Source organism: Rathayibacter sp. PhB186, assembly GCF_003751825.1.
Lineage (GTDB): Bacteria > Actinomycetota > Actinomycetes > Actinomycetales > Microbacteriaceae > Rathayibacter > Rathayibacter festucae.
Genome location: NZ_RJKO01000007.1, coordinates 17,013 through 42,872 on the forward strand (window position 1 = coordinate 17,013; position 25,860 = coordinate 42,872).

A 25,860-nucleotide genomic window follows, 5' to 3' on the forward strand; every position below is an offset into this window, starting at 1 on the left:
TGGACCCCGAGGGAGAGGACGTCCATGACCCCTGCACCGGACACCCGCGGCCTCGCCGTCGCCGACGCCCGAGCCGGCGGCGGCGCACCCCTTCTGCCGCGCCGACGGCGCCGGACGGTGCCGAAGCGGCCGCTCGACCGGGTGATCGACGCCGTCGCCGGCCTCCTGATCGCGATCGTCGTGCTCGCCGTGCTCTACCCGCTCTGGTTCATCGTGGTGGCGTCGTTCTCCGATCCGGGTGCGGTCTCCTCGGGGCGGCTCACGCTGATCCCGGAGGGGTTCCGGCTCTCGGGCTACGAGCGGCTGCTGCAGGACGAGCGGATCTGGAACGGCTACCGGAACTCCGTCGTCTACGCCGTCCTCGGGACGGCGCTGAACCTGCTCGTCACGATCCCGGCGGCGTTCGCGCTCTCCCGGCCCGAGTTCCGTCCGCGGCGGGTGCTGCTGCTGGTGTTCGCGGTCACGCTGTTCTTCTCCGGCGGACTGATCCCGAACTACCTGCTCTACCGCGATCTCGGGCTGCTGAACTCGATGTGGGTGTTCGTGCTCCCGGGTGCCCTCAGCGTCTTCAACCTGATCATCGCCCGGTCGTTCTTCGAGACCTCGATACCCGAGGAGCTGCACGACGCGGCCCGCATCGACGGGGTGACCTACCTCGGCTTCTTTCTGCGGATCGTGCTCCCGCTCTCCGCCGCGATCATCGCCGTGATCGGGCTGTACTACTTCGTCGGGCACTGGAACGACTACTTCACCGGCCTGGTCTTCGTCCGCGACGCCTCGCTCCTACCGCTGCAGAACGTGCTGCAGAGCATCCTGCTCGCGAACCAGTCGGTCGCGGGCCAGGGCGGCAGCGGCGGGCAGTCCGCGCAGCAGCTGCAGGAGACCGCGGACCAGATCAAGTACGGCGTGATCATCGTCTCGACGCTGCCGCTGCTCGTGCTCTACCCGTTCCTGCAGCGCTACTTCGACAAGGGCGTGCTGGTCGGGGCGGTGAAGGGCTGATGGCGTCGCTCGCCGAGCGCTACGAGGCGGCCTGCCGGGTCGTGCTGCTCGTGCTGGTCGTCTCGGCGGCGATGCTGCTCTTCACGCTGCGCGGCGCGGTGGTCGCCGGGTTCTTCCCTGCGGTGGCCGCCGCGCACGCGGTGCACCGCGCCCGGCTGCTCGACCCGGACGGTCCGTGGTCGCTCCGGCAGACCGTCTCGCTGTTCGCGCGGTTCTGGCGCGACGAGTTCCCGCGCGCGAACGTGCCGGGCTGCGCACTCCTCGGCGTCGGCGCGGTCCTCTGGGTCGACCACCGGATCCTCGGCGGCGTCGAGGTCGACGGCCTCGGCGTCGCGGTGACCGGTGTCCTCCTCGTGGTCTCAGCCCTCTTCGCGGTGTTCGCCGTGGAGTTCTGGGTGGTCCGCGCGCACTTCGCGGAGCGGACGCGCTGGCAGCTGCGCACCACCGCGCAGCTGCTGCTCGCGCGGCCGCTCTGCACCCTGATGCTGGGCGCGGTGCTGCTCCTGCTGCTGGCGCTCGCGACGAGACTCCCCGGGCTCGGCCTCGCGGCCGCCGGGGCCGTCCTCCCGTTCGCCGCGACCGCCGTCGTCGCCGCCTTCGGCCGGCTGCCGGGCCTCAGTCGATCCGCGGCTCGGTGCTGAGGGAACGGACGCGGCGTCGCCCCGTCATGCTGGTCGAGTAGCCCCGCGGGGCGACATCATGCTGGTCGAGTAGCCCCGCAGGGGCGAGATCATGCTGGTCGAGTAGCCCCGCAGGGGCGAGATCATGCTGGTCGAGTAGCCCCGCAGGGGCGTATCGAGACTCGCCGTCGGCAGCAGGGCGGTCTGCAGACTCGTCTTCTGACGCTGGTGGGTCTCGATACGCCGCTCCGCGGCTACTCGACCAGCATGTGACGAGACGCGACTGCGCGGGGTTCGATCAGCATGCAGTCGTCCGACCGAGAGGGAGAGCTCACGGTCAGAAGCGGGGCGGGAGGGCGGCGAGCAGCGAGTCGGGCTGCACGGGGAGGTCGCGGACGCGGACGCCGGTGGCGTGGAAGACGGCGTTGGCGACGGCCGCGGCGGTGCCCACGTTGCCGATCTCGCCGATGCCCTTGCCGCCCATCGGGGTGAGGTGCGGGTCCTCCTCGTCCAGCCACTCCGCCCGCAGGTCGAGCACGTCGGCGTTCGCCGCCACGTGGTACGTCGCGAAGTCGTGGTTGGCGTAGTCGCCGAGCACCGGGTCGAGTGCGCCGTGCTCGTGCAGCGCCATCGAGAGGCCCATGGTCATGCCGCCGAGGAACTGCGAGCGCGCGGTGCGCGGGTTGAGGATCCGGCCCGCGGCGAAGACGCCGAGCATCCGCGGCACCTGGATCTCGCCCGAGTCGAGGTCCACCCGCGCCTCGACGAAGTGGGCGCCGTAGGCGTAGCGGGCGAAGTCGCCCATTCCGGCGACGTCCTCCGTGGTGTCGACGACGACGTCGAGGCCCTCCGGGGGCAGCGGCTGCCCGTCGGCCAGCAGGGCGAGCAGGCGGTGGCAGGCCTTCGTGACGGCCCAGCCCCACGATCCGGTGCCCGAGGAGCCGCCGGCGACCGGGCCCTGCGGCAGCGCGCTGTCGGCGATGACGATCTCGATCCGGTCGACCGGCACGCCCAGCGCGTCGGCCGCGACCTGGGTGAGCACCGTGCGGGCGCCCTGGCCGATGTCGGTCGCGTTGACCGCGATCACGAAGCGGCCGCCGGGCAGCGCGGTGGCCCGCGCCCCGCTCGGCGAGGTGAGCACGGGGTAGGTGGCGCCCGCGACCCCGGTGCCGACCAGCCAGCGGCCGCGGCGGTCCCTGCCGGCCCGCGGATCGCGGTCCTCCCAGCCGAACAGCTCCGCTCCCCGGCGGAAGCACTCGAGGTAGTGCCGGCTGGAGAACGGCGAGCCCGAATCGGGATCGACGTCCGGCTCGTTGCGCACCCGCAGCTCGATGGGGTCGATCCCCGCGGCGACCGCGAGCTCGTCCATCGCCGACTCGAGCGCGTACATGCCGGGGCACTCGCCGGGGGCGCGCATCCAGCGCGGCGTCGGCACGTCGAGCGCCGCGACCCGGTGGGTGACCAGTCGGTTCGGCGCCGCGTAGAGGTGGCGGGTGGCCTCACCGGTCTGCTCGGCGAACTCCTGGATCGTGGAGGTGTGCGAGAAGGCCTCGTGCGCGATCGCGGTGAGCCGTCCCTCCGCATCGGCCGCGAGCCGGACGTGCGAGATCGTCGGCGTGCGGTAGCCGGCCAGCGCGAACATCATCTGCCGGGTGTAGGCGATCTTGATCGGCCGGCCGGTGAGGAGGGCCGCCATCGTCGCGAGCACGACGTTCGGTCGCGGCGAGCCCTTCGAGCCGAAGCCGCCACCGACGTGCTCGCTGCGCACCCGGATCACGGAGGGATCGAGTGAGAACAGCGTCGCCAGGGTCGACTGCACCGAGCTCGTGCCCTGCGAGGAGTCGAGGACGTCGAGGCGGCCGTCGGACCAGGTGACGACCGAGGCGTGCGGCTCCATCGGCGAGTTGAACAGCGCCGGCGTGGAGTAGCGCGCGTCGATCGAGAAAGCCGCTGCCGCGATCGCCGCGTCGACGTCGCCGTCGGAGCTGTCGGTCGGGAAGCCGGCGTTGACCTGCTCCGGCGCGTAGAGCTTCGGCTGGTCCTCGGTGAGCACGACGTCGGTCCCGGAGTCGACGTACTCGACGCGCAGGGCGGCGGCGGCCTCGCGGGCGGTCTCGAGCGTCTCGGCGAGGACGAGCGCGATCACCTGGCCGCGGTAGGCGACCGCGTGCGACTGCAGCACCTGCAGCTCGCCGTCGTCCGCGTCCTCGAGGGGAAGCGCGGAGTCGGGGGTGATCACCGAGTGCACGCCGGGCAGCGCGAGCACGGCGTCGACGTCGATCCGCCGCACCATGCCCGTCGCGACGGCCGACTGCACCGGCCAGGCGTGCAGCAGACCCTCCGGCGAGTGCTCGAAGGCGTAGCGGGCCGCGCCGGTGACCTTGTCGCGGCCCTCCAGCCGGGCCAGTGGTGTGCCCAGCGCGGTCATGCCGCCACCTCCTCGTCGAATCCGGCGAGCTCGGCGAGGACGCCGACGATCAGCCTGGTGAGCAGCGGGACCTTGAAGGCGTTCTGCTCGGTCGGCGTCGCGGCGGCGAGCTCCGCCTCCGCCGCACGCGTGAACGCCTCGACGGTCGCGGGGCCGCCGCGGAGCAGGTCCTCCGCGACCCGCGCCCGCCACGGCGCATGCGCGACCGCGCCGAGGGCGAGGCGGACGTCGGTCACGGTCCCGTCGGTCACGTCCAGGGCCGCAGCGACCGAGCCGAGTGCGAAGGCGTAGGAGCGGCGGTCGCGGGCCTTGCGGTAGGTGGAGGTCGCGGCGAACGGCAGCGGCGGCAGCTCGACGGCGGTGATCAGCGCACCCGCCGGGAGGTTCGTGTCCCGCTCGGGGTGCTCGCCGGGGAGCCGGAAGAAGTCGGTGATCGGCAGGCTCGCCGGCCCGTCGCCGGTCTCGAAGCGGATCACGGCGTCGAGCGCGGTGAGTGCGACGGCCATGTCGCCGGGGTGGGTGGCGATGCAGACGTGCCCGGGGTCGGCGCCGGTGGCGATGCCGAGGATCGCGAGCTCGCGGGAGACGCCCTTCAGCGCGGAGCAGCCGGTGCCGGGCTCCCGCTTGTTGCACGGCTTCGAGACGTCGGTGAAGGAGGTGCAGCGCGTGCGCTGCAGCAGGTTCCCGCCGGTGGAGGCCTGGTTCCGCAGCTGGCCGGAGGCGCCGGCGAGCAGGGCGCGGCTGAGGGCCGGGTAGCGGCGGCGGACGAGCGGGTGCGCGGCGAGGTCGCTGTTGGCGACTCCCGCGCCGATCAGGAGTCCGCCCTCGGCCGTCTCCTCGACGCCGCCGAAATCGACGCGGCTGACGTCGACCAGCGCGGCGGGGCGCTCGACGCCGAGCTTCATCAGGTCGACGAGGTTGGTGCCGCCGGCGAGCGGCTTCGCCTCGGGGGACGCGGCGAGCAGGCGCACGGCGTCGGCGACGTCCGCGGACCGCTGGTACTCGAAGGTCCTCATCGCGCGGTCTCCGTCTCGCTCGGGTGCTCCGCCGCGTCGTGGACGGCGGGCACGATGTTGGCGTAGGCGCCGCAGCGGCAGAGGTTGCCGCTCATCCGCTCGCGCACCTCCTCGTCGTCGAGGACGACATCGCCGGGAACCTCGTCGTCGAGCATGGCGTCGTCGGAGCTCAGCTCGGCGGTGACGTGGCTGGGCATGCCCGCGCGCGCCTCGGCGAGCATCCCGACCACCGAGCAGATCTGCCCCGGGGTGCAGTAGCCGCACTGGTAGGCATCGCGCTCGAGGAACGCCCGCTGCACCGGATGCAGGTCGTCGCCGTCGGCCAGGCCCTCGATCGTGGTCACCTCGCGGCCGTCGACCGACACCGCCAGCACGAGGCAGCTGTTGGTCCGGCGTCCGTCGAGCAGCACGGTGCAGGCGCCGCACTGGCCGTGATCGCAGCCCTTCTTCGAGCCGGTGAGGTCGAGCCGCTCCCGGAGCAGATCGAGGAGGGTGGTGCGGTTGTCGACCTCGACCGCTCTCGACTCGCCGTTCACGGTGACGTCGATCGCGGTCGACGGCACGGACCTGGTCTCGCTGCGCTGCGCCATGGCTGAAAGCTACCCGCGAGAGAGGGCGCAGGAGGGGGCCCTTCTCGTGCGGGCCGCGGAGGGCTACCCTCCTCCCGCGACGCCGCGCGCCGGGTAGAGCGCGACCGCCTCCGGATCGATCACGAAGTCGACCTCGTCGTCGATCCCCGCGCCGAGGGCGGCGAGCTGTGCGGGGGAGAGGTCGGCCGCGATGCCGGCGGCGCGCACCCGCACGAGGTCGCCGCGCCGCTCGAGGTCGCGGATGCGGGCGCGGACCCGGCTCGCGCCCGGCGCCCCCGGCAGGGCCGGCGCGACCGTCACGGAGGCGGGCCGGAACGCGGCCGCGGCCCGCACGCCCGCGGCGACGGAGCCCGCCGCGCGCAGCTCCACGCCGTCGTCGGTCCGCAGCCCGGTGCCGGTCGCCGTGCCCGTCAGCAGATTGAGCGCCGCCAGCTCGGCGGTGAACGGGCTCTGCGGACGCTCCAGCACCTCGTGGGTGGGGCCGTCCTCGATCACCCGACCGCCGTGCAGCACCACGACGCGGTCGGCCAGCGTGTAGGCGTCGAGCACGTCGTGGGTGATCAGGATCGTGGTCCGCCCGGGCAGGACGCGGCGCAGCATCCGCCGCAGCAGCGGGGCGACCGCGACGTCCAGCGCCGCCATCGGCTCGTCGAGCAGCAGCAGCTCCGGGCTCGGAGCGAGCGCCCGGGCGACGGCCACCCGCTGCGCCTGCCCGCCCGAGAGCTGCGCCGGCCGGCGGTCGGCGAGGTCGACGGCGTCGACGGCCTCGAGCCAGGTGCGCGCGGTCTCGGCCGCGGCGGAGCGGCCGGCGCCGGTGCTGCGCGGGCCGAAGGCGACGTTGTCGAGCACGCTGAGGTGCGGGAACAGCAGCGGGTCCTGGGCCAGCAGGGCGACGCTGCGGCGGTGCGGCGGCAGGTGCAGGCGGCGGGCGGAGTCGAACAGGGTCGCTCCGGCCAGGATCGCGCGTCCGTCGTCGGCGCGGAGGAGGCCGGCGAGCAGCCCGACGAGCGTGGACTTGCCGGCGCCGTTCGGGCCGAGGACGGCCGTGGTCGTCCCGGTCTCGACCCGCAGCGCGACGTCGACGCCGCGGGCGTGCAGCCGCGCGTCGATCTCGAGCGTCACGGGCGAGCCTCCACTCGGGCGGCGCGCGGCCGGCGATGCGCGAGCCCGATCACGAGGACCGCGACGACGACCAGCACCAGCGAGAGGGCGACCGCGGCGTCCGGGTCGGTCTCGCGCTGCAGGTAGATCTCGAGCGGCAGCGTGCGGGTGACGCCCTGCAGGCTGCCGGCGAAGGTCAGCGTCGCGCCGAACTCGCCGAGCGCGCGGGCGAAGGAGAGGATCGCGCCGGAGAGCAGCCCGGGCAGGATCAGGGGCAGGGTGACCCGGCGCAGCACGGTCGAGGGCCGGGCGCCGAGGGTCGCGGCGACGCTCTCGTAGCGGTCGCCGGCCGAGCGGAGCGCCCCCTCGAGGCTGAGCACCAGGAACGGCAGCGCGACGAAGGTCTGCGCGAGGATCACCGCGGTGGTGGAGAACGCGATCCGGATCCCGAGCGCCTCGAGGGCGCCGCCGAGCAGGCCGAGCCGCCCGAAGGTGTAGAGCAGGGCGATGCCGCCGACCACCGGGGGGAGCACGAGCGGGAGCAGCACGAGGGCGCGCACCAGGCCCTGGCCGGGGAAGGAGGTGCGCGCGAGGGTCAGCGCCATCGGCACGCCGATCACGAGGCAGAGTGCGGTGGCGGCGGCGGCGGTGCGCAGGCTCAGCAGGAGCGCCGCGATCGAGGAGTCCGAGGTGATCAGCGGGACGAACCCGGCCCAGTCGACGCGGGTGAGGATGCCGACCAGCGGCAGCAGCACGAAGGCACCGCCGACGACCGCGACGGCGACGACCCAGCGGGGGACTCCGGCGGAGAGCGTCACCGGCCGGCGGGTCACGGGCGAGCGGGTCACGGGCGAGCGCGTCACGCCTTCCCGTTCGGCGTCTCCACCACGACCATCGTCGCCTTGACGATCGCGATCGCGGGCGAGCCCGGCTCGAGGCCGAGCTCGCGGACGGCCTCGGCGGACATCAGCGAGACGACGCGGTGCGGGCCGCACTGCAGCTCGACCTGCGCCATCACGGTGTCGGAGACCACCTCGGTGACGATGCCGACGAAGCGGTTGCGCGCCGAGCGGCCCACCTCGCTCGGGTCGACGGGGAGGATCGCGTTCTGCCGGGCGAGGCGGGCGAGGTCGAGGCCCTCGACGACGCTGCGGCCGGAGGCGTCCTTGCTGCTCGCGAGGGTGCCGTTCTCGATCCATCGGCGGACGGTGTCGTCGCTGACGCCGAGGTAGTCGGCGGCGTTCTTGATCCGGATCTGCGGCATGGGAGCCATCGTAGAGCCGATTCGGCGGAGGGGGAGGGTGCTCAGGGGGCGCCGAAGCCCGCCGCGGCGAGGACCGTGCGGCCCTCGTCGCCGGCCACGTATGCGGTGAAGGCGGCGGCGAGGTCCGGGTTCGCAGAGCCGGCGACCGGGGCGATCGGGTAGGTGTTCACGGCCTGCGACGACTCGGGGAACTCGATCCCGGTCACCGCGTCGCCGGCGGCGGCGACGTCGGTGACGTAGACCAGGCCGGCGTCGGCCTCGCCCGAGGTGACCTTGCCGAGGACGTCGGTGACCGACGACTCCTCGCTGACCGGCCGGAGGTCGACGCCGGTCGCGGTCTCCACGGTGACCGTCGCCGCGCCGCACGGGACCTGGGCCGCGCAGACGACCGTCTTCACGCCCTCGCGGGCGAGGTCGGCGAACGAGGCGATCCCTGCGGGGTTGGCCGGCGGGACGGCGATCTCGAGGGTGTTGGTCGCGAAGTCGACGGGGTCGCCGGCGAGGAGATCAGCGTCGGTGAGCTTCGCCATGTTCTTCTCGTCGGCCGAGGCGAAGACGTCGGCCGGCGCGCCGTTCGTGATCTGGGTCACCAGGTCGGACGAGCCGGCGAAGGTCAGCTCGACGGTGGTGCCCGGGTGCTCGGCCTCGAAGGCGGTCGCGATCTCGGTGAAGGTGCCCTTCAGCGACGCGGCGGCGTAGACGGTGATCGAGCCGGAGAGCGCGCTGGTCGCGGTCGGCGTGCTCGAGGCCTCGGCCGTCGCGGTCTCGGCGGGTGCCGAGGCGGAGCAGCCGGCCAGGACCGCGAGGAGGGCCGCGGAGGTGAGCAGTGCGGCGGCGGCGCGGGGGAGCGTCATGGAGGGGCCTTCCTGGGTTCGACGGTGCGGGAAGGAGTTCCGCTTCTGCGTCTCAGAGGCCACTCTATTCCCGCGAAGGCGGAGCAGTGGCCGCACCGCGTCGGAGATCGCGGATCCGCCTCCACCCGGCGTCGGCAGGGCGAGTGTGCAGACCTGACGTGCTGGTGACGGCGGGTCTCGATACGCCCCTGCGGGGCTACTCGACCAGCATGATGGCAAGCGGCGGCCACGCCCTTCCGAATCCTGGGAGGGAGCGTCCTCTTCGTGTCGGCCGTTCCATGCTGATCGAGCAGCCCGCGCAGCGGGCGTATCGAGATCCACCGGCGTCAGCAGGACGAGTCTGCAGACCTGTCCTGCTGGGACGGCGGGTCTCGATACGCCGCGTCCCGCGGCTACTCGACCAGCATGAGGCGTCAGCGGGTGGTGGCGAGCGCGTCCGCGTCGCGCTCGGCCGGGTCGAGGGCGAGGCCGGGCTTCACCGCGCGGGCGGTGTCGTCGGCGAGGACCTCGGCGGCGCCGCGCTCGAGGCCGTCGAGGGCGGCCGTCACGATCGCCTCGGGGCTCGACTTCGGAGCGTCCGACCACGAGGCCATGTCGGTGTCGACGAGGCCCATGTGCAGGCCGAGCACCTGGGTGCCCTGCGGAGCGAGGGCCAGGCGCAGGCCGTCGGTGACGCTCCAGGCCGCGGCCTTGGACATCGAGTACGACTCCGAGCCCGGGAACGAGACGAAGGCCGACACGGAGAGCACGTTCAGCACGGCGCCGCCGCCCGCGCGGCCGAGGCTCCCGGCGAAGGCGCGCGCGAGCATCAGCGGCGCGAAGGCGTTGGTCTCGACCGTGCGGCGGATCTCGTCGAGGTCACCGGTGACGAAGTCGACAGTGGGGGCGATGCCGGCGTTGTTGACGACGATCGACACGTCGCCGAGGGTCGCCGCGAGCTCGGCGATGCGGTCCCGATCGGTCACGTCGAGCGCGATCGGCACGACGCCCGGCGCGGCGGCGATCGTCGAGGCGTCGCGCGCCGCGGCGTAGACGGTGCGGGCGCCGCGCGCCGTCAGCTGCCGGACGAACTCGGCGCCGATGCCGCGGTTGGCGCCGGTCACGAGCACGACAGAGTCCTGGATCTGCATGGGAGTGCCTTTCTGTAATGGTCGATAAAGAACTGGTGCGACGCACGCTAGCACGTTCCGTAGCGACTGTTATAGAATCGGAGCATGGCAGGACGACCGAGGGGCTTCGACCGCGACGAGGCGCTCGACACGGCGATGCGCCGCTTCTGGAGCGACGGCTACGACGAGACGACGGTCGCCGTGCTCACCCGCGAGATCGGCATCTCGGCGCCGAGCCTGTACGCGGCCTTCGGCGACAAGGACGAGCTCTTCCGTGCCGCGGCGAGCTGCTACTCCGACACCGCCGACGCCGCCCTCGCCCGGCTCCTCGACGCCCCGACGGCCTGGGACGCGCTGGCCGCCGTCGTCCGCTCGAGCGCCGCGGGCTACTCCGACCCGGGCACGCCCTCCGGCTGCTTCGTGCTGAGCGAGCCGCGCCTCGCCGAGCGCCGCCGTTCGATGGAGGACGTCATCGCCGCCCGCATCGAGCGGGGGATCGCCGAGGGGGATGTGCCGGCCGGCACCGACGCGGCGCGGACGGCCGCCTTCGTCGTCGCGGTGCTGACCGGGATGTCGACGCAGGCCCGCGACGGCGGGAGCGCCGAGCGCGTCGCCGAGATCGGCGAGCTCGCCCTCGCGGCGCTGCCGCGCCCGTGACCGCCGCGCCAGGGAGCACCCGGCAGCACCTCGTTGCCGCCGCCGATCTCGCCCGCCGGCACCTGGAGCATCCGGAGCGCGCCGCCGCGCTGGACCTGCGGCTGCACCGGGTCACGGCGCCGACCTCGCTGGTCTACACGCGCTTCCCGCCGACGCTGAGCCTCGTGCTCTCCGGCCGGAAGCGCTCGATCGTCGGCGACTCGGACGAGCAGTGGGGCGCCGGCCGCTTCCTGATCACGCCGGTCGACCTGCCGGTGATCGCGGCCGTCGTCGAGACCGGCGAGCAGGGCGACTTCGTCTCGGCCAACTGGCACCTCGATCCGGTGCTCGTCGCCGAGGTCGCCGGGCTCGTCGCGCACCGGCCAGCCGCCGCGATCCCTGAGCGGATCGGCACGATCACCCCGGAGCTCGCCGACGCGCTGCACCGCCTGTTCCGGCTCCTGGACGCGCCGGAGGAGATCCCGGTGCTCGGGCCGGCGGTGTCCCGCGAGCTGGTGCTCCGGCTGCTGCAGAGCGACCAGGCGCCGCGCCTGCTGTCGGCGTCGTCCGCCGTCCGCTCGGCCGCGGTGACCCGGGCGGTCGACGCGATGACCGGCGCGCTCGCCCACGGCTGGACGCTCGACGCGCTGGCCGCGGAGGCGAGCACGAGCGTGCCGACGCTCACCCGGCGGTTCCGCGAGCTGACCGGGATGTCGCCGCTCGGCTACCTGCGTCGGCTGCGGCTGGGCGAGGCGCGGCGCCTCCTGCTCGTGCGCGGCGAGACGGCCGCGGGCGCGGCGGCGGCCGTCGGCTACGCGAGCGCATCGCACTTCGGCCGCGACTACCGCCGCGCCTACGAGACGACCCCCGCCGCCGACGCCGCGCTGCACCCCGGCCGGCTGGTGCAGGTCGACTGACCTGCGCTCCCGGGTCCGCGGTCAGCGCCGCGCGCCGACGATGCCGCCGTCGACCAGCAGGGTCGTGCCGTGCACGTAGGACGCCTCGTCGGTCGCGAGCCAGCGGACGGCCTGGGCGATCTCGTCCGGGCGGCCGGGGCGGCCGGCGGGGGTCGGGGCGGTCATCGCGTCGAGGATCGCCGAGGCGTGCGCGTTGCCGGGGGTGAGCGTCGCGCCGGGGGCGACCGCGACGACGCGCACGCCGTCCGCGCCGTACTCGGCCGCCCAGGCGCGGGTCAGGTGGTCGAGCGCGGCCTTGGTCGCCGGGTAGAGGGCGGTGCCGAGGGTGCCGACGCGCGCCATCCACGAGGTGATGTTGATGATCACGCCGGAGCCGCGCTCGGCCATCGTCGGCGCGATCGCTCCGACGAGCTGGTGCGGGACCCGGATGTTGGTGACGAGCAGTGCGTCGACGTCGGCGTCGCTCAGCTCGGCGGTCGGGCCGACGGGGAAGACGCCGGCGTTGTTGACGAGCACGTCGATCCGGCCGCCGAGCAGGCGCAGCGCCTCGGCGGCGACGGCTCGGGTGGCATCGGGCGTGCCGCCGAGGTCGGCGACGAGCACGGAGGCGGTGCCGCCGGCCGCGGTGATCGCCTGCGCGACCGCCTCGGTGCGCGCGCGGTCGCGGCCGTGCACGAGGACGTGCGCGCCGGACGAGGCGAGCCGGTGGGCGATGGCCTCGCCGAGCCCGCTGGAGGAGCCGGTGACGAGGGCGGTGCGGCCGGCGAGCCGGTCGTCCGTGAGGAGGGGGACTGTGGTGGTGTCGGTCATGGATCCAGCCTCGCGGCGGAGGCCGACGGCGGGTGTCCCGATCGGATCGAGGGCTGTCGCGATCCGATCACGGCGCCGCCCCCGCCCCGGACGCGTGCCGATCGGGCAGCCCCTGCATGCTGATCGAGTAGCCCGCCACGCGGGCGGATCGAGCGGAGGGGGCGCCTCCGGCGCCAGCGGAGGGCGGGTAAGAGACCGACGTCCTTGGGGTGGGTGGGTCTCGATACGCCAATGCGGGGCTACTCGACCAGCCTTTTTGCGGGCGTCTCTTCCGAGTAGATCCACCGTGCGGGCTTGGGCGGGTCTCGATACGCCCCCCGGGTCTGCTCGACCAGCATGTGCGGGCCGGGAGCGCACGCCTGTATCGCGCGCGTTGCCTGCTGATCGAGTAGCCCGCTGAGCGGGCGTATCGAGATCCACTGTCGTCAGAACGGGGCGGGAACGTCGACGAAGTGCGGCCGTGGGGGCGGGTCAGGAGGTCGGCCGGGGAGCGGGGGCGGGCGGTTGCTGATCCGCCGACCGGTCGGGCTCGTCCAGACGATCGTCCCGTCGCCGCTCCCGATGTACGTCCACTGGTCGCCGTGCCGCAGATGGTGATGCGAGGTGCAGAGCGAGACGAGGTTCTCGAGGGAGGTCTCTCCGCCGTTGCGCCATTCGAGGGTGTGGTCGGCCTCGCTGGTGCTGGCGGGGCGGGTGCAGCCGGCGAAGCGGCAGGTCTGGTCCCGCAGCTGCAGGTGCAGGCGCATCTGCGGCGGCGGGACACGGTGGGTGCGGCCGACGGAGACGACGGCGCCGGTATCGGAGTCGGTGAGGACGCGGGTGAAGGAGGCGGCGGTGCGGACCAGCTCGCGGGCGATCGGTGCGGGGACGGGTCCGTAGCCGTCGAGGTCCGCGGGTGCGTCGTCCAGGCCGACGGCGGTGGAGGCGGCGAGGGTCAGCCGGACTTCGGCGCGGACTCCGGGGGCGAAGGTCGGGTCCGGCTGGTGCTCGGGGTCGGGCGTCGTTCCTGCGATGTCGCCGTCGCAGAGGAGATCGACGGCCGCGTCGGCGCTGAGCTGCTGGAGCGTGCGGGGGTCGCCGTCGTCGCGGAGGGTGCGGGCGATGCGGCGCAGCCGGTCGTACGCGCCCGTCACCGCCGGCGCGGGAGCGTGGACGCAGAGGGTGGCCATCCCGTCGACGTCCGGTGTGATCCAGACCGCGCGGTCCAGCGTGGCGCGGGCGTGGCGCTCGCTCAGGGGCTGCTCGTGCAGCTCTTCCCGCCAGCGACTCAGGGCGCGGCGCAGCTGGGTCGTCGTCAGCGTGAGCGCGGCGTCGGCCGCGCGCTCGTCGAGTGCAGCGCGGGAGGCCTCAGGGAGACTGCTCGCCGTCCTGCAGATCGCCTCGCCCGCCTCCCAGAGGATCCGCGCGTCCCTGAGCAGGGCGCGAGTGAGCGGCAGGTGCTCCATCAGCATCTGCGCGGTCTCGAGCCGGCGGCAGACCTCCCGCTCGGACACGCCGAGCGTCACCGCGAGCTCGGCACGGATCGAGCGCTCGACGAGGTCACGGGTCTCGCTCCGAGAGGCGCCGCGGGCGAACGCCTCCGGGACGGTGAGGGCGACGCGGTAGCCGCGGTGGATGCGTTCCGCGGCTCTCAGGCGCGTCGGGGACGCGGCGCGCTCAGCGGACGCGGCGTCGGTGAAGCAGTCGCGCACCTCCGCGAGTGCTGCCGCGTTCTCATCCTCTGACATACGCGTATTGAAGCAGGGGGCACCGACAGCATGGTCGGAACCAGGGGCTGATCGGGGACAACGTCGATGGAACGCGAGTGTGGAGGAGGCTCGCTCCCGAACCTGTCGGTGATGGTGGGTCTCGATACGCCGCCGGAGGCGGCTACTCGACCAGCATGAGGAGCCGCCGGTGGCGGCTCCTCGACCAGCAAGAGGAGGCGCCGGTGGCGGCTACTCGACCGGCATGAAGCCCACGACCCGCATCGCGGCTGCGGACGGCGACCCCACGCTGATCGAGCAGCCCGCGGAACGGGCGTATCGAGATCCACCGTGCTGAGCTGGGCGGGTCTCGATACGCCCCTCCGGGGCTACTCGACCAGCATGAATGCCGCAGGAGGCGGCTGCTCGGCCAGCATGAACGGCGCCGGAGGCGGCTGCTCGACCGGCACGAAGGGCGGCGAGGGCGAGAAGGAGGGCGGCCGATGCGGCTACTCGGCCGGCGCGGGGGCACGCCCGCGGACCGCGGCGACGACGGCCGCGACCGCGCGGTCGACGCTCGCCGCGCGGGCGGCGGCGTCCTCGTGCTCGGAGTCGTGGACGAAGGCCGTCGTGCCGCGCCCGGCGCCGCAGTAGTCGACGACGCCGTGCTCGATCTGGGTGCGCAGGGACTGCTCGTAGCCGTGCCGCTCGTACACCCCGGCGCTGTCGCCGGCGATCGGCACGAGGTGGACGGTGAGCCCGCCGAGCTTCCGGCGCATTCCGTCGGCCGGGTCGATCTCGAAGGCCCAGCCGTTGACGAAGACACGGTCGATCCAGCCCTTCAGCAGCGCCGGCATCGACCACCAGTAGACGGGGAAGACCAGCACGAGGTGCTCGGCGGCGTCGAGCCTGCGCTGCTCGCTCGCGACGTCGGCCGGGTACTCGCCCGCGACGCGGTAGCTGTGCCGGTCGGCCGCACTGAAGCGCGGGTCGAAGCCCTCCGCGGCGAGATCCGCGAGCTCGGCCGGCGGCAGCTCCTCCGCGAGCCGTCGGGCCAGAGCGAGGGTGAGCGAGTCCCGATCGGGGTGGGCGGCGACGATGAGCGCGGTCATCCGTCCATCCAAGCGCAGCCGGCCGGCTCGGCGTGCGGCGATCCGGCGTGCGACGATGCGGCATGCGACAGCACGACCGCGGAGGAGACCGATGACCGACCCGGAACCGCAGGACGTCCTGCACCGCGACGGCAGCCTCCGCGCTCGCGGCGCCACGCTCGACGGCGAGCTGCACGGCTACTGGGAGTGGTTCCGCCTGGACGGCACCCGCCTGCGCAGCGGGTCGTTCGATCGCGGGCGCCAGGTCGGAGTCTGGACCACCTACGACCGCACCGGCGCCCCGCACAAGGAGACCCGCTTCGGCGACTGAGGGTGCGGCGCCTCGGACCGCGCGCCTCAGGACCCGCCGCGCGCCAGGACACCGGTGACGAGCAGCTGCACGAGGGCGTCCGTGTCGTAGCGCGGGTCGCCCGCGCCGCCGATGCAGAGGTTGCCGATGCCGCGCAGCAGGCCGTACGCCTCGACGGGTGGGGCGTCCGGCGCGATCGCCGCCTCGAGCAGCGTCGCGCAGACCGGCACCAGCCGATCGACGAAGAAGGCGTGCAGGGCGTCGGAGCCGGCGCCGTCGCCCTGCAGCGCATCCGGCAGCCCGTGCTTGGTGACCAGGAAGTCGACGAACAGCGCCAGCCACTCCCGGAGCGCCGCCTCGGGGGAGTCGCTCTCGGCGAGGAGTCGCGGCCCGGCCTCGGCGCAGGCCTCGACCTGGTGCCGGTAGACGGCGACCACGAGGTCGGCCCGGGTGGGGAAGTGCCGGTAGATCGTGCCCGTGCCCACACCGGCGCGCGTCGCGATCTCGCGAACCGGGGCGTCGACGCCGGACTCGACGAAGACCGCGGCGGCCGCGTCGAGCAGCGCCTGCGAGTCGCGCCGAGGCCGGCCGACGCGGGGGACCGCCGGGCCGGTGCCGCCATCATCCGTCACTGCTGCTCCTCCTCCGAACGCTCCGCTTGCTTAACGGAACAACGCTCCGTATCGTTGCGGAACGTCGCTCCGACAAGCAGTATCGCAGAGCGCGAACCGGAAGGCACCAGCATGACCAGCACCGTCCCCACTTCTCTCCCAGAAGTACTCCCCGAAGCAGTCCCCGTCGTCTCGGTCGCCCCCGTCGAGCTCGACGCTCCAAGCCGCCCCGTTCCGCTCACCGTGCGGATCTCCGCCCCGGCGACCGGCACGGACCTCCCCGTCGTGCTCTTCTCGCACGGCAACGGCTGGAACCACGACGGCTACGCGCCGCTCACCGCCTACTGGGCCTCGCGCGGCTTCGTCGTGATCCAGCCGACGCATCTGGACTCGAGGCGTCACGGCTTCGGCTTCGACCATCCCGTCTTCCCGACGATCTGGGAGGAGCGGATCGCCGATCTCACCCGCGTGCTCGACCGGCTCGACGTCCTCGAGGCGGCCGTGCCCGGTCTCGCCGGCCGGGTCGACTCTAGCCGCATCGCCGTCGCCGGGCACTCCTGGGGCGCGCAGACGGCGCAGACGCTGCTCGGCGCCCGCATCGTCGGAGAGGACGGCTCGCTCAGCCCGGACCGCTCCGACCGCCGGGTGAGCGCCGGCGTCCTCCTCGCCGCGACAGGCGTCGCCGGCGACGACCTCGAGCCGTTCGCGCAGGCGGCCTTCCCCTTCCTCCGCCCCTCCTTCGCGCAGCTGAGCACGCCGACCCTCGTCGTCGCGGGCGACCGCGATCAGTCGCGGCTCTCCCGGCGCGGGACGGACTGGTTCACCGACGCCTACAGGCAGAGCCCGGGCGCGACCGACCTGCTCACCCTGCACGGCGGCGAGCACTCGCTCGGCGGCATCGTCGGCGAGGAGGTCGCCGAGACGACGGACGCGGATCCGGCGAGACTCTCCACAATCCAGCAGCTGACCACGGCCTACCTCCGCACGGCGCTCGGCGTCGACGAGAGCAGCTGGTCGGCGGCGCGGGCGGCGTTCCGCGAGGACGGGCGCGAGATCGGCCGCATCGACAGCGAGTGACGCCGCCCACTGCCAACGCGCCTCAGTCCTTCGCCGCCGCGGCCCCTCCGGCGAGGTCGTCCTCCGTCGGCTCGTTCACCCCGATCGTGCTGATGATCGGCATCGTGCCCGTCCGCGCGAGCGGCTCCTCGGCGGTCGGCGCCGACTCCGGATGCGGGGAGCGGCGCGCCCGGACCGGCGCCACCGCGCGGACGACCGGAGTGCGCAGCCGCCGGTACGCGATGCGGCCGAGGGTGACGCCGCCCGCGAGCCCGATCGCGATCATGCCCGCCTGGAGCAGCAGCTCGATCCCGCCCTCGGGGCCACGGCCGGAGGTGAGGTCGAGCACGCCGCGGTAGAGGGTGAGGCCGGGGAGCAGCGGCACGATGCCGCAGGCGGTGGTCACCACGGCGGGCACGCGCCAGCGCTCGGCCAGGGTCTCGCCGAGCAGGCCGATCACGATCGCGGGCACGGCGCTGGCGAGCAGCGGCGCGGCGCCCAGCCCGCTCAGCGCGTCGGAGGCGACCCATGCTCCCGCGCCGGTGAGAGCGGCGACGAGTGCCGGCCGCGGGGGAGTGTGCGACGAGAGCGCCCAGGCCCCGGCTGCGATGCCGGCACCGAGGACCTGCACGCTAGCCGGCCAGGGGCGGGCATAGGAGTCGACCAGCACCAGCTCGACGCCGAGGGTGCGCGCGCCGTCGAGCACGGCGGCGATCCCGACGACGATGCCGAGCGTCAGCAGCCCGACCTCGAGCAGCCGGCCGCCGGCCGTGATCGGGAAGCCGTTGATGGCGTCGTCCGCCGCTCCGACGAAGGAGAGCCCGGCGAGCAGCACGACGACTCCGGAGGCGACCACCAGTGCCGGCGGCAGCACGGCGAACTCGACCGGCAGCTGCGGCACGACCGCGAGCAGCAGCACCGCGACTCCGGTCGCGAGCGCGGCTCCGGCGATCTGCTGGAAGAAGGCGGGCAGCCCCCAGCGGCCGAGCAGCTGGTTGACGCCGTCGATCGCGGCGGTCGTGAGCGCGGCGAGGAGGACGATGAGCGGCCCGCCGCCGAGCAGGATCGCGACGCCCGCGGCCATCACCGCGAGGGTGAGCGTCACGACGCTCCGCCGGTAGCGGTGCGGCTGGACGAGGATCGCGTCGAGCCGCTCGTGCGCGTCCTCGAACTGCTGCCGGGCCTCGTCGCGCGCGGTCGACGAGTCGACGGTGTCGGCGACCCGGACCTCGGGGGAGCCGTCGGTGATCGCGGTGACCAGCGTCGTCACGCGGGCGAGCCGCTCGTAGTCGGCGCTGCGGGAGGCGACGACACGCAGCACGCTCACGCTGGGAGAGTCCTCGCTCCCGTCGTGCACGACCAGGATCGAGGTGAAGGTGAGGTCGACCTGCACCTCGATGCCGTAGGCGCGGCAGACCCGCTCGATGGTCTCGGTGACCTCCGCCGCCGCGGACCCCAGCGAGAGCAGGGTCTCGCCGAGCCGCACCGCCAGCTCGAGCACGCCGCGCACGGTCTGCTCGGCGAGGACGGCGCGCTGCGAGCGCCGGCTCACCGGCGCGGCGGGGCGCTGGCCGCTCAGCGTGCCGACGAGCTGCCGGAGGAGTCGCTGCTGGAAGGGTCGAGGAGAGGGCACCCCCCGAGCGTACGGAAGACCACCGTCACCGGAGGACCGGCTCCGGAGGAGCGCTACCGGTGGACCGGCACCGCAGGACCGCTACCGGAGGACCGTTACCGCAGGACCGGTACCGCAGGACCGGCACCGCACCGCCGTCACCAGGGCACCACCTCGCCGCGGAAGTCGCGGTAGGCGATCCCGGGCGTGCCGCACCCGGCGCGAGTGGGCGCCTCCATTGCTGATCGAGTGGACCGCGGAGCGGGTGTATCGACATCCACCAGCGTCGGAAGGCGGGTCTGCAGGCTGCCCTGCTGGCGACGGTGGGTCTCGATACGCCCCTCCGGGGCTACTCGACCAGCATGTGTGCGAGCGCCTCTGCCAAGGAGATACGCCCCTCCGGGCTGCTCGACCGGCAACAACGGACGCCACACCGGCAGCGGCTGCGCAGGTGCTCAGAATCGTTGGCGCGGCGACGTTCCGGCCGTCGTGTCGCGCCAGAGCGGCCCTTCTCGCCATCCGCTCCCAGGTCTGCTCCGAATCATGCGTACACATCAACCTCGGACCGGAGCCCGCATGCTCGCCACCGCCACCGCCACCGCCACCGCCACCGGCACCGCCCCCACCGCCGGCACCGCTGCCGCCCGCCGCTCGCGCGCCGTCCTCGCGCCCGCGCTGCCGCTGCTCCCGCCCGACTCCGACCGGATGCTCGTCATCCGCTCGGCCTCGGGCGACGACGGCGCGTTCGCCGAGATCGTCCGCCGGCACACCTCTCTGCTGCGCGCGACGGCGCTGCGCATCCTCCGCGCCTCGAGCGAGGCGGACGACGCGGTGCAGGAGACGTTCCTCGCCGCCTGGACGCACATGGACAGCGTGATCGACGGGGAGACGATCGTCGGCTGGCTGCTGACCACGGTGCGCCGGCGCTGCTACGACCGGCTGCGCTCGAGCGACCACCAGAACCACGCCGAGCTGGAGCAGGACCTGCCCGAGTCGCTCGACCACTGCCCGACCGCGGTGTCGGAGCGCGCGGCGCTCGTCGCCGAGGCGCGCGCCGTGCTCGGCCGGATGCCGGAGCTGCAGCGCCGCTGCTGGGAGCTCCGCCAGCTGCAGCAGCGCAGCTACGACGACATCGGCGCCGAGCTCGGCGTCAGCGCGACCGTGGTCCGCGGGCAGCTCTCCCGGGCCCGCCTGCTGATGGAGGCGACGCTCGCGCACTGGCGCTGAGGCTCCGCAGCGCTCCCAGCGGGCGGTCGATCCGTCGCGGACGGCTCTCGCCGACGTGCCGAGGGAGCCGTTCGTGACGGGTCGATCGGCGGATCGCCGCGATTTCGGGGGTGGGCGCACTCGGCTCCGGACGGACTCGGTGGTTAGCGTGGAGGGCATGGAACCCAGCTTCGGAGCCCTGCTCACCGGTCTCGTGATCAACCTCTTCTGGTTCGCGCTCGTCCTCGTCGCGGTCTACTTCGTCGTCCGGGCGGCGGTGACGAGCGCGCTGCGGCGGGCCGGAGTCATCACTCCGGCGAGCGCCGCCGCCCTCGATCGCGAGGACGAGGCTCACCGCCGCGCGATCGACGACGAGCGGCGTCCGGAGGCCTGAGCCCGGCGCACCCGAGTCCGGCGCACCCAAGCCCGGGCGCACGTGAGCCCGGCGCACGTGAGCCGGGCACACCGCCGCGGCCTCAGCTCCCGAGGATCGCGAGCACCGTCGACAGGATCCCGCAGACCGCGCCGGTGCCGACCAGGATCAGGCCCGTCAGCCGCAGCGCCCGCACCGGATCCGCGCGCCGGTGCAGCCGGATGCGCTCCGGGTCCTCCTCGCGGTAGTAGACCTCACGCTGGTCCGAGCCGACCGGCGTCAGCGGGTCGTCGACGGCGAGCGGCCGCGAGCGCACCTCGCCCGCACGGGTGACCCAGTGCAGCGCGCGCGGCGGACCGTCCTCGAGGTAGGCGGTCGTCGTCGACCACCGCCCGTCGATCAGCAGCCCCACGAACGCCGCGAACAGGAACAGCAGCCCCAGCGGGAGCGTGATGAGGGAGAGAGCCTCCAGGATCGTCTCCAGCACCGGTCGCCTCCCTCTCGGATCCGCTGACGAGCGTACCGGGCGACGGTGGCACAGGCGGTGGCACAGGCGGTGGCACAGACGGTGGCACAGGCGGTGCCGCTACCCGCCGATCGCGGGCGGCGGAGCCGTGAAGAAGAGGTACGGCAGGAAGTGCAGGACGAGCGTCGCGAGGACACCGATCGCGGGCGTCACCCACCACCAGCGCAGCGGTCTCGCGAGCCGCTGGACCACCGCGAACCCGACGACGGGCGTGATCAGGACGGGCAGCCACGCGCCGAGCACGGCCCACTGCACCGCGGGCGACAGCACGCGCAGGTCCTTCCAGCTGTCGATGCCCGGGTCGATCGCGGACGCGGTGCCCAGGAGCACGAACGGCACCAGGACTGCGGCGAGTGCTGCGTGCACGAGGCCCCGGGCGCCGACCGCCAGGCGTGCGTAGCCGAGATCGAGCGCTGCGGTCGGAGTCGTCACCGGGGAAGGCTACCCGGCGCGACGCCGTCCGCTCCCGGTCGAGGCGCTTCCGTACACTGGCCCGGGCGCCGCGCGGACGGCGGCACGAGCTGCGGGGGTGGCGGGGACCGATGGCGACGACGGGTGGCGCACGGCACGGACGGCTCAGGCCGCGCTCGGGACCGCGGACTCTGCTCCGCGGCGCTGCGGCCGCCGTCGCGGTCCTCGCCGTGAGCGGCGCCTGCCTGGTCGGGATCGCGACCGCGAGCATCACGAGCAACGTCGCGGGCAACGCGGTCGACCTCGGGATCGCGCCCTCCGCGGAGCCGCGCGCCGCACAGCTGGGTGCGATCGAGGGCGGCTTCAACGTCCTCATCGTGGGCACCGACAACGACGCGGTGCAGGGCGACGCCTTCGGGGTCCGCGACGGCACGCTCAACGACGTCACGATCCTGCTGCACGTCTCCGCCGACCATCGCAGCGCCACGGTGATCAGCTTCCCGCGCGACCTCGTCCTGGACCGCCCGGCCTGCACCGATCCGGAGACCGGCGAGGTCACGGAGGCGACCGCCGACGTCCCGCTGAACTCCGCGTTCGAGGCCGGCGGGCTCTCCTGCGTCAACGACACGGTGCAGCAGTTCACCGGCCTGACCGTGCCGTACGCGGGCTGGGTCTCCTTCAACGGCGTCATCGAGATGAGCAACGCCGTCGGGGGAGTGCCGATCTGCCTCACCGGGCCGATCCGCGACACCGACTCCGGGCTCGACCTCCCCGCCGGCACGAGCACCGTCTCGGGAGCGACCGCGCTCGCGTTCCTCCGCACCCGGCACGGCGTCGGCGACGAGAGCGACCTCAGCCGGATCTCCTCGCAGCAGCAGTACCTGGCCTCGCTGATGCGCACGGTCCGCTCGGCGGACACGCTGTCGAACGTGCCCGCGCTCTACGGACTCGCGCAGGCGGTGTCCTCGAACGTGCACCTCTCCACCACGCTGGCGAACCCGTCGACGATGATCTCGCTCGCGCTGGCGCTCAAGGACGTCGATCTCGCGCAGATGGTGTTCGTGCAGTACCCGGCGCTGGACGACCCGGACCGGCCGGGCAAGGTCGTGCCGGACACGGTGCTCGGCGGCGAGCTGATGGCGAAGGTTCTGAACGATGAGCCGGTCGTGCTCGCGTCGGCGCCCGCGGAGGAGCAGCCCGCGCCGCCGGTCGAGGCGGGCACCTCCGCTCCTGCGACACCCGACCCCGCCGCCGCGGAGCCCGCTCCGGAGCCGCTCGACGCTCCCGGGCAGACCGCCGCCGAGGAGACCTGCGCCGTCCCGTCGGAGTGACGCGCGGAACCGGCCGCGGGCGGGCCCTCAGGCCGTCGCGTCCGCGCCGGCCTCCCGCACGTTCCGGACGACGCGGGCCGGGGCGCCGACGACGACCGCTCCCGCCGGGACGTCCTTCGTGACGACCGCGGCGGCGGCGATCACCGCGTCGTCGCCGACCGTGACGCCGGCGAGCAGGACGGCTTTCGCGCCGATCCAGACGTTGGAGCCGACGACGATCGGAGCGGGGTGCAGGTCGCCGCGTCGCGACGGATCCAGGTCGTGGTTCAGGGTCGCGAAGACGACGTCGTGCCCGATGAGGCAGTCGTCGCCGATCGTGATGCCGCCCTGGTCCTGGAAGGCGCAGCCGGAGTTGATGAAGACCTGGGCGCCGATCCGGAGGTTGCGGCCGAAGTCGGCGCGCAGCGGCGGGAACAGGGTCACCGACTCGTCGATCGTCCGGCCGGTCAGCTCCGCCAGCAGCTCCCGCACGCGCTCCGGCGGATGGTAGCCGCTGTTCAGCTCGCCGGTGATGCGCAGCGCCTCCTGGCTCGCCGTGTGCAGGACCGCGTGCAGCGGGGAGCCGCCCTCGATCGTCCGCCGCGCGTCGAACGCGGCGATCAGGTCGTCCAGGTCCAGGTCCAGGTCCAGGTCCGGGTCCGGGTCCATGTCGTCGTCCTCTCCTCGGGTCCGCCCAGGCTAGGAGCGCCGGGCGCACGGCTGGGACTCCCTGCCGGGGCACCCCTGCCGCGGGTCGGCCCGCGGTCAGCCGTCACGCCTCCACGAGGCGTCCCGGAACGGTCGAGACGTCCCGCAGGAACGGGCTGCCTCGACCGTTCGGGGACGCCTCGCGCGTCACGCCCCGACGCCGCGGGGGAGACTCCGCTCCAGGAGGGTGGCGCGGCGGGCGGCCAGGGCGAGTGCGAGCAGCACGGCGGCGATGACGGGGAGCGGCAGGACGACGCGGGCGGCCGGCACGTCCGCGAGCACCGTCGCGCCGAGGGCGTCGACGGCGGTCAGCAGCGCCGACAGGCCGACCAGCAGGAGGACCGACATCACGGCCGCCACCCGACCGCGCCAGGGCACGACGGCGAGCACGCCGAGCGCCGCCACCGGACCCGCCGTCGACAGATCGGGACCGAGCCAGCCGGCCGCCGCGGCGACGAGCGCGATGCTCAGCTCCGTGCCGGAGGCGAGCAGGGCCGTGACCCGGGCGGCACCGGTCCGGGCGGCGAGGGCGAGGCCGAGGGCGATCGCGAAGAGCGCCCCGGCGAGGAAGGAGGGGTTGGTGAACGGTCCGATCGCACCGGGGTAGCTGACACGGGGGGACCAGTTGACGACGGCGTAGAAGACGAAGAACGCCGTGGCGAGGGCGAGGGGGACGATCGTCGACGAAGAGCGCCCGGGAGCGGATCGGAGGCGGTGGCGCAGACCGCCGACCGCGAGGGTGATCCGCTGCCCGATGCCCGGGCCGCGGTGCCCGCGGTCGTCGGCCTCGTCGAGCAGGATCCCCAGCAGGACCTCGCCGTGCTCGTCGCGCCAGGCGGCCGGGTACCAGCGCAGCGCGCGGCGGAAGCGGTCGGTGCGCCGCGCGTCCTCGTTCGTCGTCATGCCGTTCTCCTTCGTCGAGTGGTCGGGTCAGAGCGCGGCGGACGGCGAGAGCCCGAGGTTGATCCGCGCCCGCACGGCGCTCGCCTCCATCCGGGCGACCTCGGCGCCGAGTGCGGATCGGCCGCTGTCCGTCAGCCGGAAGTAGCGGCGCACGCGGCCGGTGACCCGCTCATCGCCGTCGGGGGCGATCAGACCCGCCGACCCCAGCCGCTCGAGCGCCGCGTAGAGCGTGGTCACCCGCAGCCGCACGCGGCCCTCCGACTGCTCCTCGATCTCCTGCAGCAGCGCGTAGCCGTGGCGGCGCCCGAGAGCGAGCGCGGTCAGGATCCAGAAGGTCGTCTCTCGCATCTCCTCGGGCACGGGCGACACCATACTCCAACGGCAGGAGTATCGGGCGGCCGTCACGAGCGCCGGTCGTCTCCCGGAGCGGGCGAGGCCGCGAGGAACGCGCCGCGCTCCTCGAGCAGCCGGCGCAGGTGGCGCGCGAGGACGAGCCGCTCGGCGACCCGGCCGAGGACGCCGAATGGCGCGCGGAAGGTGAGCCGGTCGGTCATCACCGAGCCGCTGCCGTCCGGCTCGAAGCGGTGCTCGTGCCGGAAGGAGCGGAACGGGCCGCGGGTCTGCTCGTCCGTGAAGGAGTGCGGCGCGTCGAAGGCGGTGATCCGGCTGGTCAGCCGCAGGCGGACGCCGAAGTGCCGGGCCTGCCAGGTCACCTCCTCGCCGAGGCCGATCCGGCCGCTGACGACTCCGCCGACCGCCCGCTCACCGGCCGCGGCCTGCGACTCCGTGTGCAGGTCGATGCTCCGCGCGCGGTCGAACAGGTCCTCGACCGACCGCTCCGAGCGGGTGACGACCTCGACCGACGCGACCATGACTCGATCTTGGCGCAGTGCCGGCATGGCGCAGTGCGGGGGTGGCGCGCGGCTCGGCGTCGCCGCGCTCGCCCGGCCCGGACGGTCAGCCCGTCGGGACCACCGGGACGAGGAAGCCGCCGGGGACGTCGACGTCCGGCTTCCGGTACTCCTCGGGGAGGGTGAAGTCTGCGGTCCCGATCGAGGAAACGGTGAAGACGTCGGCGTCCCTCGTGCCGACGAGGAAGAGCGAGTACACCCGGGTGCCGTCCTCGAGGGTGCGCACGAGGCCGCCGGGGGACGTCGACCGCTCGCCCCGGGGGGAGAGGACGACCGTGTCGCCGGGCGTGCTCGCGAGAGACGCCCGGTCGATCCCCGCCGTCGGGACGCCGTCGCGGCAGTCCGTGCCGAAGCCGGTGTCGATGACCGATTCGCAGAACAGCATGCCGCCGTCGGGGCTCACGTGCAGGTCGCCCGTGGCTCCGACGAGCACCGGCTCCGGCTCCGAGGAGCACCCGGCGAGCAGCAGCGCGACCGCGGAAACGACCGCCAGTGCGCCGCACGTCCCGCGCACGATCGAGCTCCGCCGGTCAGTGGAAGTTGAGCGTGGACGGCGACGGCGCCTTCCACGCCTCCGACCGGTAGGCGTGCGGATCGTGCGGCGCCCGCGGCGGCTCGCCGAAGGGGTCGACCGGCAGCTCGGCCGGAGTCCTCGAGACGGCGCTCCGCAGCGCTGCGGCGAGGGATCGGAGGCGATGGATCACGGCTTTCACGGCGTTCACGGCGTTCTCCCGTTCTCTGGTGAGGGCTGACCACCACTGCCGACGCTACCGCGACCCCGCGACATCGCGCTCGTCGAC

The 25,860-nt window shown here is 73.9% G+C and carries 30 protein-coding genes and 1 pseudogene; 9 read left to right on the plus strand and 22 right to left on the minus strand.

The window, feature by feature from the left end; translation table 11 throughout:
* Positions 1–24: 24 nt before the first annotated feature.
* Positions 25–1,002: a carbohydrate ABC transporter permease gene (locus EDF45_RS16110; RefSeq protein ID WP_123737142.1), complete on the plus strand. Its 978-nt coding sequence runs from the start codon at positions 25–27 to the stop codon at positions 1,000–1,002.
* Positions 1,002–1,643 carry a DUF624 domain-containing protein gene (locus tag EDF45_RS16115; protein WP_123737141.1) on the plus strand — a complete coding sequence of 214 codons (642 nt, stop codon included), beginning with the start codon at positions 1,002–1,004 and terminating at the stop codon, positions 1,641–1,643. The genes EDF45_RS16110 and EDF45_RS16115 overlap by 1 nt, the downstream gene beginning before the upstream one ends.
* A gap of 316 nt (positions 1,644–1,959) precedes the next feature.
* Here EDF45_RS16115 and EDF45_RS16120 read toward each other — a convergent pair whose 3' ends face one another.
* The 8 genes from EDF45_RS16120 to EDF45_RS16155 all read right to left on the minus strand — a co-directional run bounded on the left by EDF45_RS16120 (position 1,960) and on the right by EDF45_RS16155 (position 10,005).
* Positions 1,960–4,050: a xanthine dehydrogenase family protein molybdopterin-binding subunit gene (locus EDF45_RS16120; protein ID WP_123737140.1), complete on the minus strand. Its 2,091-nt coding sequence runs from the start codon at positions 4,048–4,050 to the stop codon at positions 1,960–1,962.
* Complete coding sequence (locus EDF45_RS16125) at positions 4,047–5,066, minus strand: xanthine dehydrogenase family protein subunit M (protein ID WP_123737139.1); 1,020 nt, start codon at positions 5,064–5,066, stop codon at positions 4,047–4,049. The genes EDF45_RS16120 and EDF45_RS16125 overlap by 4 nt, the downstream gene beginning before the upstream one ends.
* Positions 5,063–5,656 carry a 2Fe-2S iron-sulfur cluster-binding protein gene (locus EDF45_RS16130; protein ID WP_123737138.1) on the minus strand — a complete coding sequence of 198 codons (594 nt, stop codon included), beginning with the start codon at positions 5,654–5,656 and terminating at the stop codon, positions 5,063–5,065. The genes EDF45_RS16125 and EDF45_RS16130 overlap by 4 nt, the downstream gene beginning before the upstream one ends.
* Positions 5,657–5,719: 63 nt before the next feature.
* Positions 5,720–6,778 (minus strand): sulfate/molybdate ABC transporter ATP-binding protein, encoded by a 1,059-nt coding sequence (locus EDF45_RS16135; RefSeq protein WP_123737137.1) that lies wholly within the window; start codon positions 6,776–6,778, stop codon positions 5,720–5,722.
* A complete protein-coding gene (locus EDF45_RS16140; protein ID WP_260312372.1) occupies positions 6,775–7,605 on the minus strand; it encodes an ABC transporter permease in 831 nt (276 codons plus the stop codon). Before EDF45_RS16140 ends, EDF45_RS16135 begins: the two co-directional genes overlap by 4 nt.
* Positions 7,606–7,616: 11 nt before the next feature.
* Complete coding sequence (locus EDF45_RS16145; RefSeq protein ID WP_123737136.1) at positions 7,617–8,021, minus strand: molybdopterin-binding protein; 405 nt, start codon at positions 8,019–8,021, stop codon at positions 7,617–7,619.
* 41 nt (positions 8,022–8,062) lie between these two features.
* Positions 8,063–8,875 (minus strand): molybdate ABC transporter substrate-binding protein, encoded by an 813-nt coding sequence (gene modA, locus EDF45_RS16150; RefSeq protein WP_123737135.1) that lies wholly within the window; start codon positions 8,873–8,875, stop codon positions 8,063–8,065.
* A 413-nt stretch (positions 8,876–9,288) separates the two neighbouring features.
* Entirely contained in the window at positions 9,289–10,005 is a 717-nt protein-coding gene (locus EDF45_RS16155) for an SDR family oxidoreductase (protein ID WP_123737134.1), read from the minus strand.
* An 84-nt stretch (positions 10,006–10,089) separates the two neighbouring features.
* Here EDF45_RS16155 and EDF45_RS16160 point away from each other — a divergent pair, with 84 nt between their 5' ends.
* The gene (locus tag EDF45_RS16160; RefSeq protein WP_123737133.1) at positions 10,090–10,641 is read left to right on the plus strand and encodes a TetR/AcrR family transcriptional regulator; all 552 of its coding nucleotides are present in this window, start codon (positions 10,090–10,092) and stop codon (positions 10,639–10,641) included.
* The gene (locus EDF45_RS16165; RefSeq protein WP_123737132.1) at positions 10,638–11,537 is read left to right on the plus strand and encodes an AraC family transcriptional regulator; all 900 of its coding nucleotides are present in this window, start codon (positions 10,638–10,640) and stop codon (positions 11,535–11,537) included. Before EDF45_RS16160 ends, EDF45_RS16165 begins: the two co-directional genes overlap by 4 nt.
* Before the next feature lie 21 nt (positions 11,538–11,558).
* On the opposite strand, the gene EDF45_RS16170 is transcribed toward EDF45_RS16165, so the two are convergent.
* The 3 genes from EDF45_RS16170 to EDF45_RS16180 form a co-directional block, all read right to left on the minus strand.
* Positions 11,559–12,347: an SDR family NAD(P)-dependent oxidoreductase gene (locus EDF45_RS16170; RefSeq protein WP_123737131.1), complete on the minus strand. Its 789-nt coding sequence runs from the start codon at positions 12,345–12,347 to the stop codon at positions 11,559–11,561.
* 425 nt (positions 12,348–12,772) lie between these two features.
* Positions 12,773–14,074 carry an HNH endonuclease signature motif containing protein gene (locus EDF45_RS16175; protein WP_123737130.1) on the minus strand — a complete coding sequence of 434 codons (1,302 nt, stop codon included), beginning with the start codon at positions 14,072–14,074 and terminating at the stop codon, positions 12,773–12,775.
* 467 nt (positions 14,075–14,541) lie between these two features.
* Entirely contained in the window at positions 14,542–15,144 is a 603-nt protein-coding gene (locus tag EDF45_RS16180; RefSeq protein WP_123737129.1) for an NAD(P)H-dependent oxidoreductase, read from the minus strand.
* A 91-nt stretch (positions 15,145–15,235) separates the two neighbouring features.
* Between EDF45_RS16180 and EDF45_RS16185 the strand changes: the two genes are divergently transcribed.
* Complete coding sequence (locus tag EDF45_RS16185; protein ID WP_123737128.1) at positions 15,236–15,454, plus strand: toxin-antitoxin system YwqK family antitoxin; 219 nt, start codon at positions 15,236–15,238, stop codon at positions 15,452–15,454.
* Between the two features lie 26 nt (positions 15,455–15,480).
* Here the strand turns inward: EDF45_RS16185 and EDF45_RS16190 are convergent, their stop codons facing one another.
* On the minus strand, positions 15,481–16,065 hold the full coding sequence (locus tag EDF45_RS16190; RefSeq protein WP_123737127.1) for a TetR/AcrR family transcriptional regulator: 585 nt from the start codon (positions 16,063–16,065) through the stop codon (positions 15,481–15,483).
* Positions 16,066–16,176: 111 nt separating this feature from the next.
* Between EDF45_RS16190 and EDF45_RS16195 the strand changes: the two genes are divergently transcribed.
* Positions 16,177–17,121: a chlorophyllase/cutinase-like alpha/beta fold protein gene (locus tag EDF45_RS16195; RefSeq protein WP_123737126.1), complete on the plus strand. Its 945-nt coding sequence runs from the start codon at positions 16,177–16,179 to the stop codon at positions 17,119–17,121.
* A gap of 22 nt (positions 17,122–17,143) precedes the next feature.
* Here the strand turns inward: EDF45_RS16195 and EDF45_RS16200 are convergent, their stop codons facing one another.
* Positions 17,144–18,733 (minus strand): threonine/serine exporter ThrE family protein, encoded by a 1,590-nt coding sequence (locus EDF45_RS16200; protein WP_123737125.1) that lies wholly within the window; start codon positions 18,731–18,733, stop codon positions 17,144–17,146.
* 555 nt (positions 18,734–19,288) lie between these two features.
* Here EDF45_RS16200 and EDF45_RS16205 point away from each other — a divergent pair.
* On the plus strand, positions 19,289–19,939 hold the full coding sequence (locus EDF45_RS16205; protein ID WP_185020223.1) for an RNA polymerase sigma factor: 651 nt from the start codon (positions 19,289–19,291) through the stop codon (positions 19,937–19,939).
* A gap of 157 nt (positions 19,940–20,096) precedes the next feature.
* Positions 20,097–20,312, plus strand: a complete 216-nt coding sequence (locus tag EDF45_RS16210) for a hypothetical protein (RefSeq protein WP_123445935.1) — start codon at positions 20,097–20,099, stop codon at positions 20,310–20,312.
* Between the two features lie 82 nt (positions 20,313–20,394).
* On the opposite strand, the gene EDF45_RS16215 is transcribed toward EDF45_RS16210, so the two are convergent.
* Both EDF45_RS16215 and EDF45_RS16220 read right to left on the minus strand, forming a co-directional pair.
* A complete protein-coding gene (locus EDF45_RS16215) occupies positions 20,395–20,778 on the minus strand; it encodes a hypothetical protein (protein ID WP_123737123.1) in 384 nt (127 codons plus the stop codon).
* Between the two features lie 99 nt (positions 20,779–20,877).
* Positions 20,878–21,249, minus strand: coding sequence for a hypothetical protein (locus EDF45_RS16220; RefSeq protein ID WP_123737122.1), 372 nt, complete (start codon positions 21,247–21,249; stop codon positions 20,878–20,880).
* 209 nt (positions 21,250–21,458) lie between these two features.
* On the opposite strand from EDF45_RS16220, the gene EDF45_RS16225 reads away from it, so the two are divergent.
* The gene (locus tag EDF45_RS16225) at positions 21,459–22,559 is read left to right on the plus strand and encodes an LCP family protein (protein WP_260312253.1); all 1,101 of its coding nucleotides are present in this window, start codon (positions 21,459–21,461) and stop codon (positions 22,557–22,559) included.
* A gap of 27 nt (positions 22,560–22,586) precedes the next feature.
* Here EDF45_RS16225 and EDF45_RS16230 read toward each other — a convergent pair whose 3' ends face one another.
* The 7 genes and pseudogenes from EDF45_RS16230 to EDF45_RS16255 all read right to left on the minus strand — a co-directional run bounded on the left by EDF45_RS16230 (position 22,587) and on the right by EDF45_RS16255 (position 25,782).
* A complete protein-coding gene (locus EDF45_RS16230) occupies positions 22,587–23,207 on the minus strand; it encodes a DapH/DapD/GlmU-related protein (protein ID WP_221181141.1) in 621 nt (206 codons plus the stop codon).
* 186 nt (positions 23,208–23,393) lie between these two features.
* Complete coding sequence (locus EDF45_RS21355; RefSeq protein ID WP_185020224.1) at positions 23,394–24,149, minus strand: hypothetical protein; 756 nt, start codon at positions 24,147–24,149, stop codon at positions 23,394–23,396.
* Positions 24,150–24,176: 27 nt separating this feature from the next.
* The gene (locus EDF45_RS16240; protein ID WP_397460058.1) at positions 24,177–24,434 is read right to left on the minus strand and encodes a PadR family transcriptional regulator; all 258 of its coding nucleotides are present in this window, start codon (positions 24,432–24,434) and stop codon (positions 24,177–24,179) included.
* Positions 24,319–24,585 (minus strand): annotated as a pseudogene (locus tag EDF45_RS21970) (hypothetical protein); the annotation flags it as partial. The gene EDF45_RS16240 and the pseudogene EDF45_RS21970, both read right to left, overlap by 116 nt.
* On the minus strand, positions 24,551–25,021 hold the full coding sequence (locus EDF45_RS16245; protein ID WP_123737120.1) for an SRPBCC family protein: 471 nt from the start codon (positions 25,019–25,021) through the stop codon (positions 24,551–24,553). The gene EDF45_RS16245 and the pseudogene EDF45_RS21970, both read right to left, overlap by 35 nt.
* 85 nt (positions 25,022–25,106) lie before the next feature.
* Complete coding sequence (locus EDF45_RS16250; RefSeq protein ID WP_123737119.1) at positions 25,107–25,574, minus strand: hypothetical protein; 468 nt, start codon at positions 25,572–25,574, stop codon at positions 25,107–25,109.
* Between the two features lie 16 nt (positions 25,575–25,590).
* Entirely contained in the window at positions 25,591–25,782 is a 192-nt protein-coding gene (locus tag EDF45_RS16255; RefSeq protein ID WP_123737118.1) for a hypothetical protein, read from the minus strand.
* Positions 25,783–25,860 lie beyond the last annotated feature (78 nt).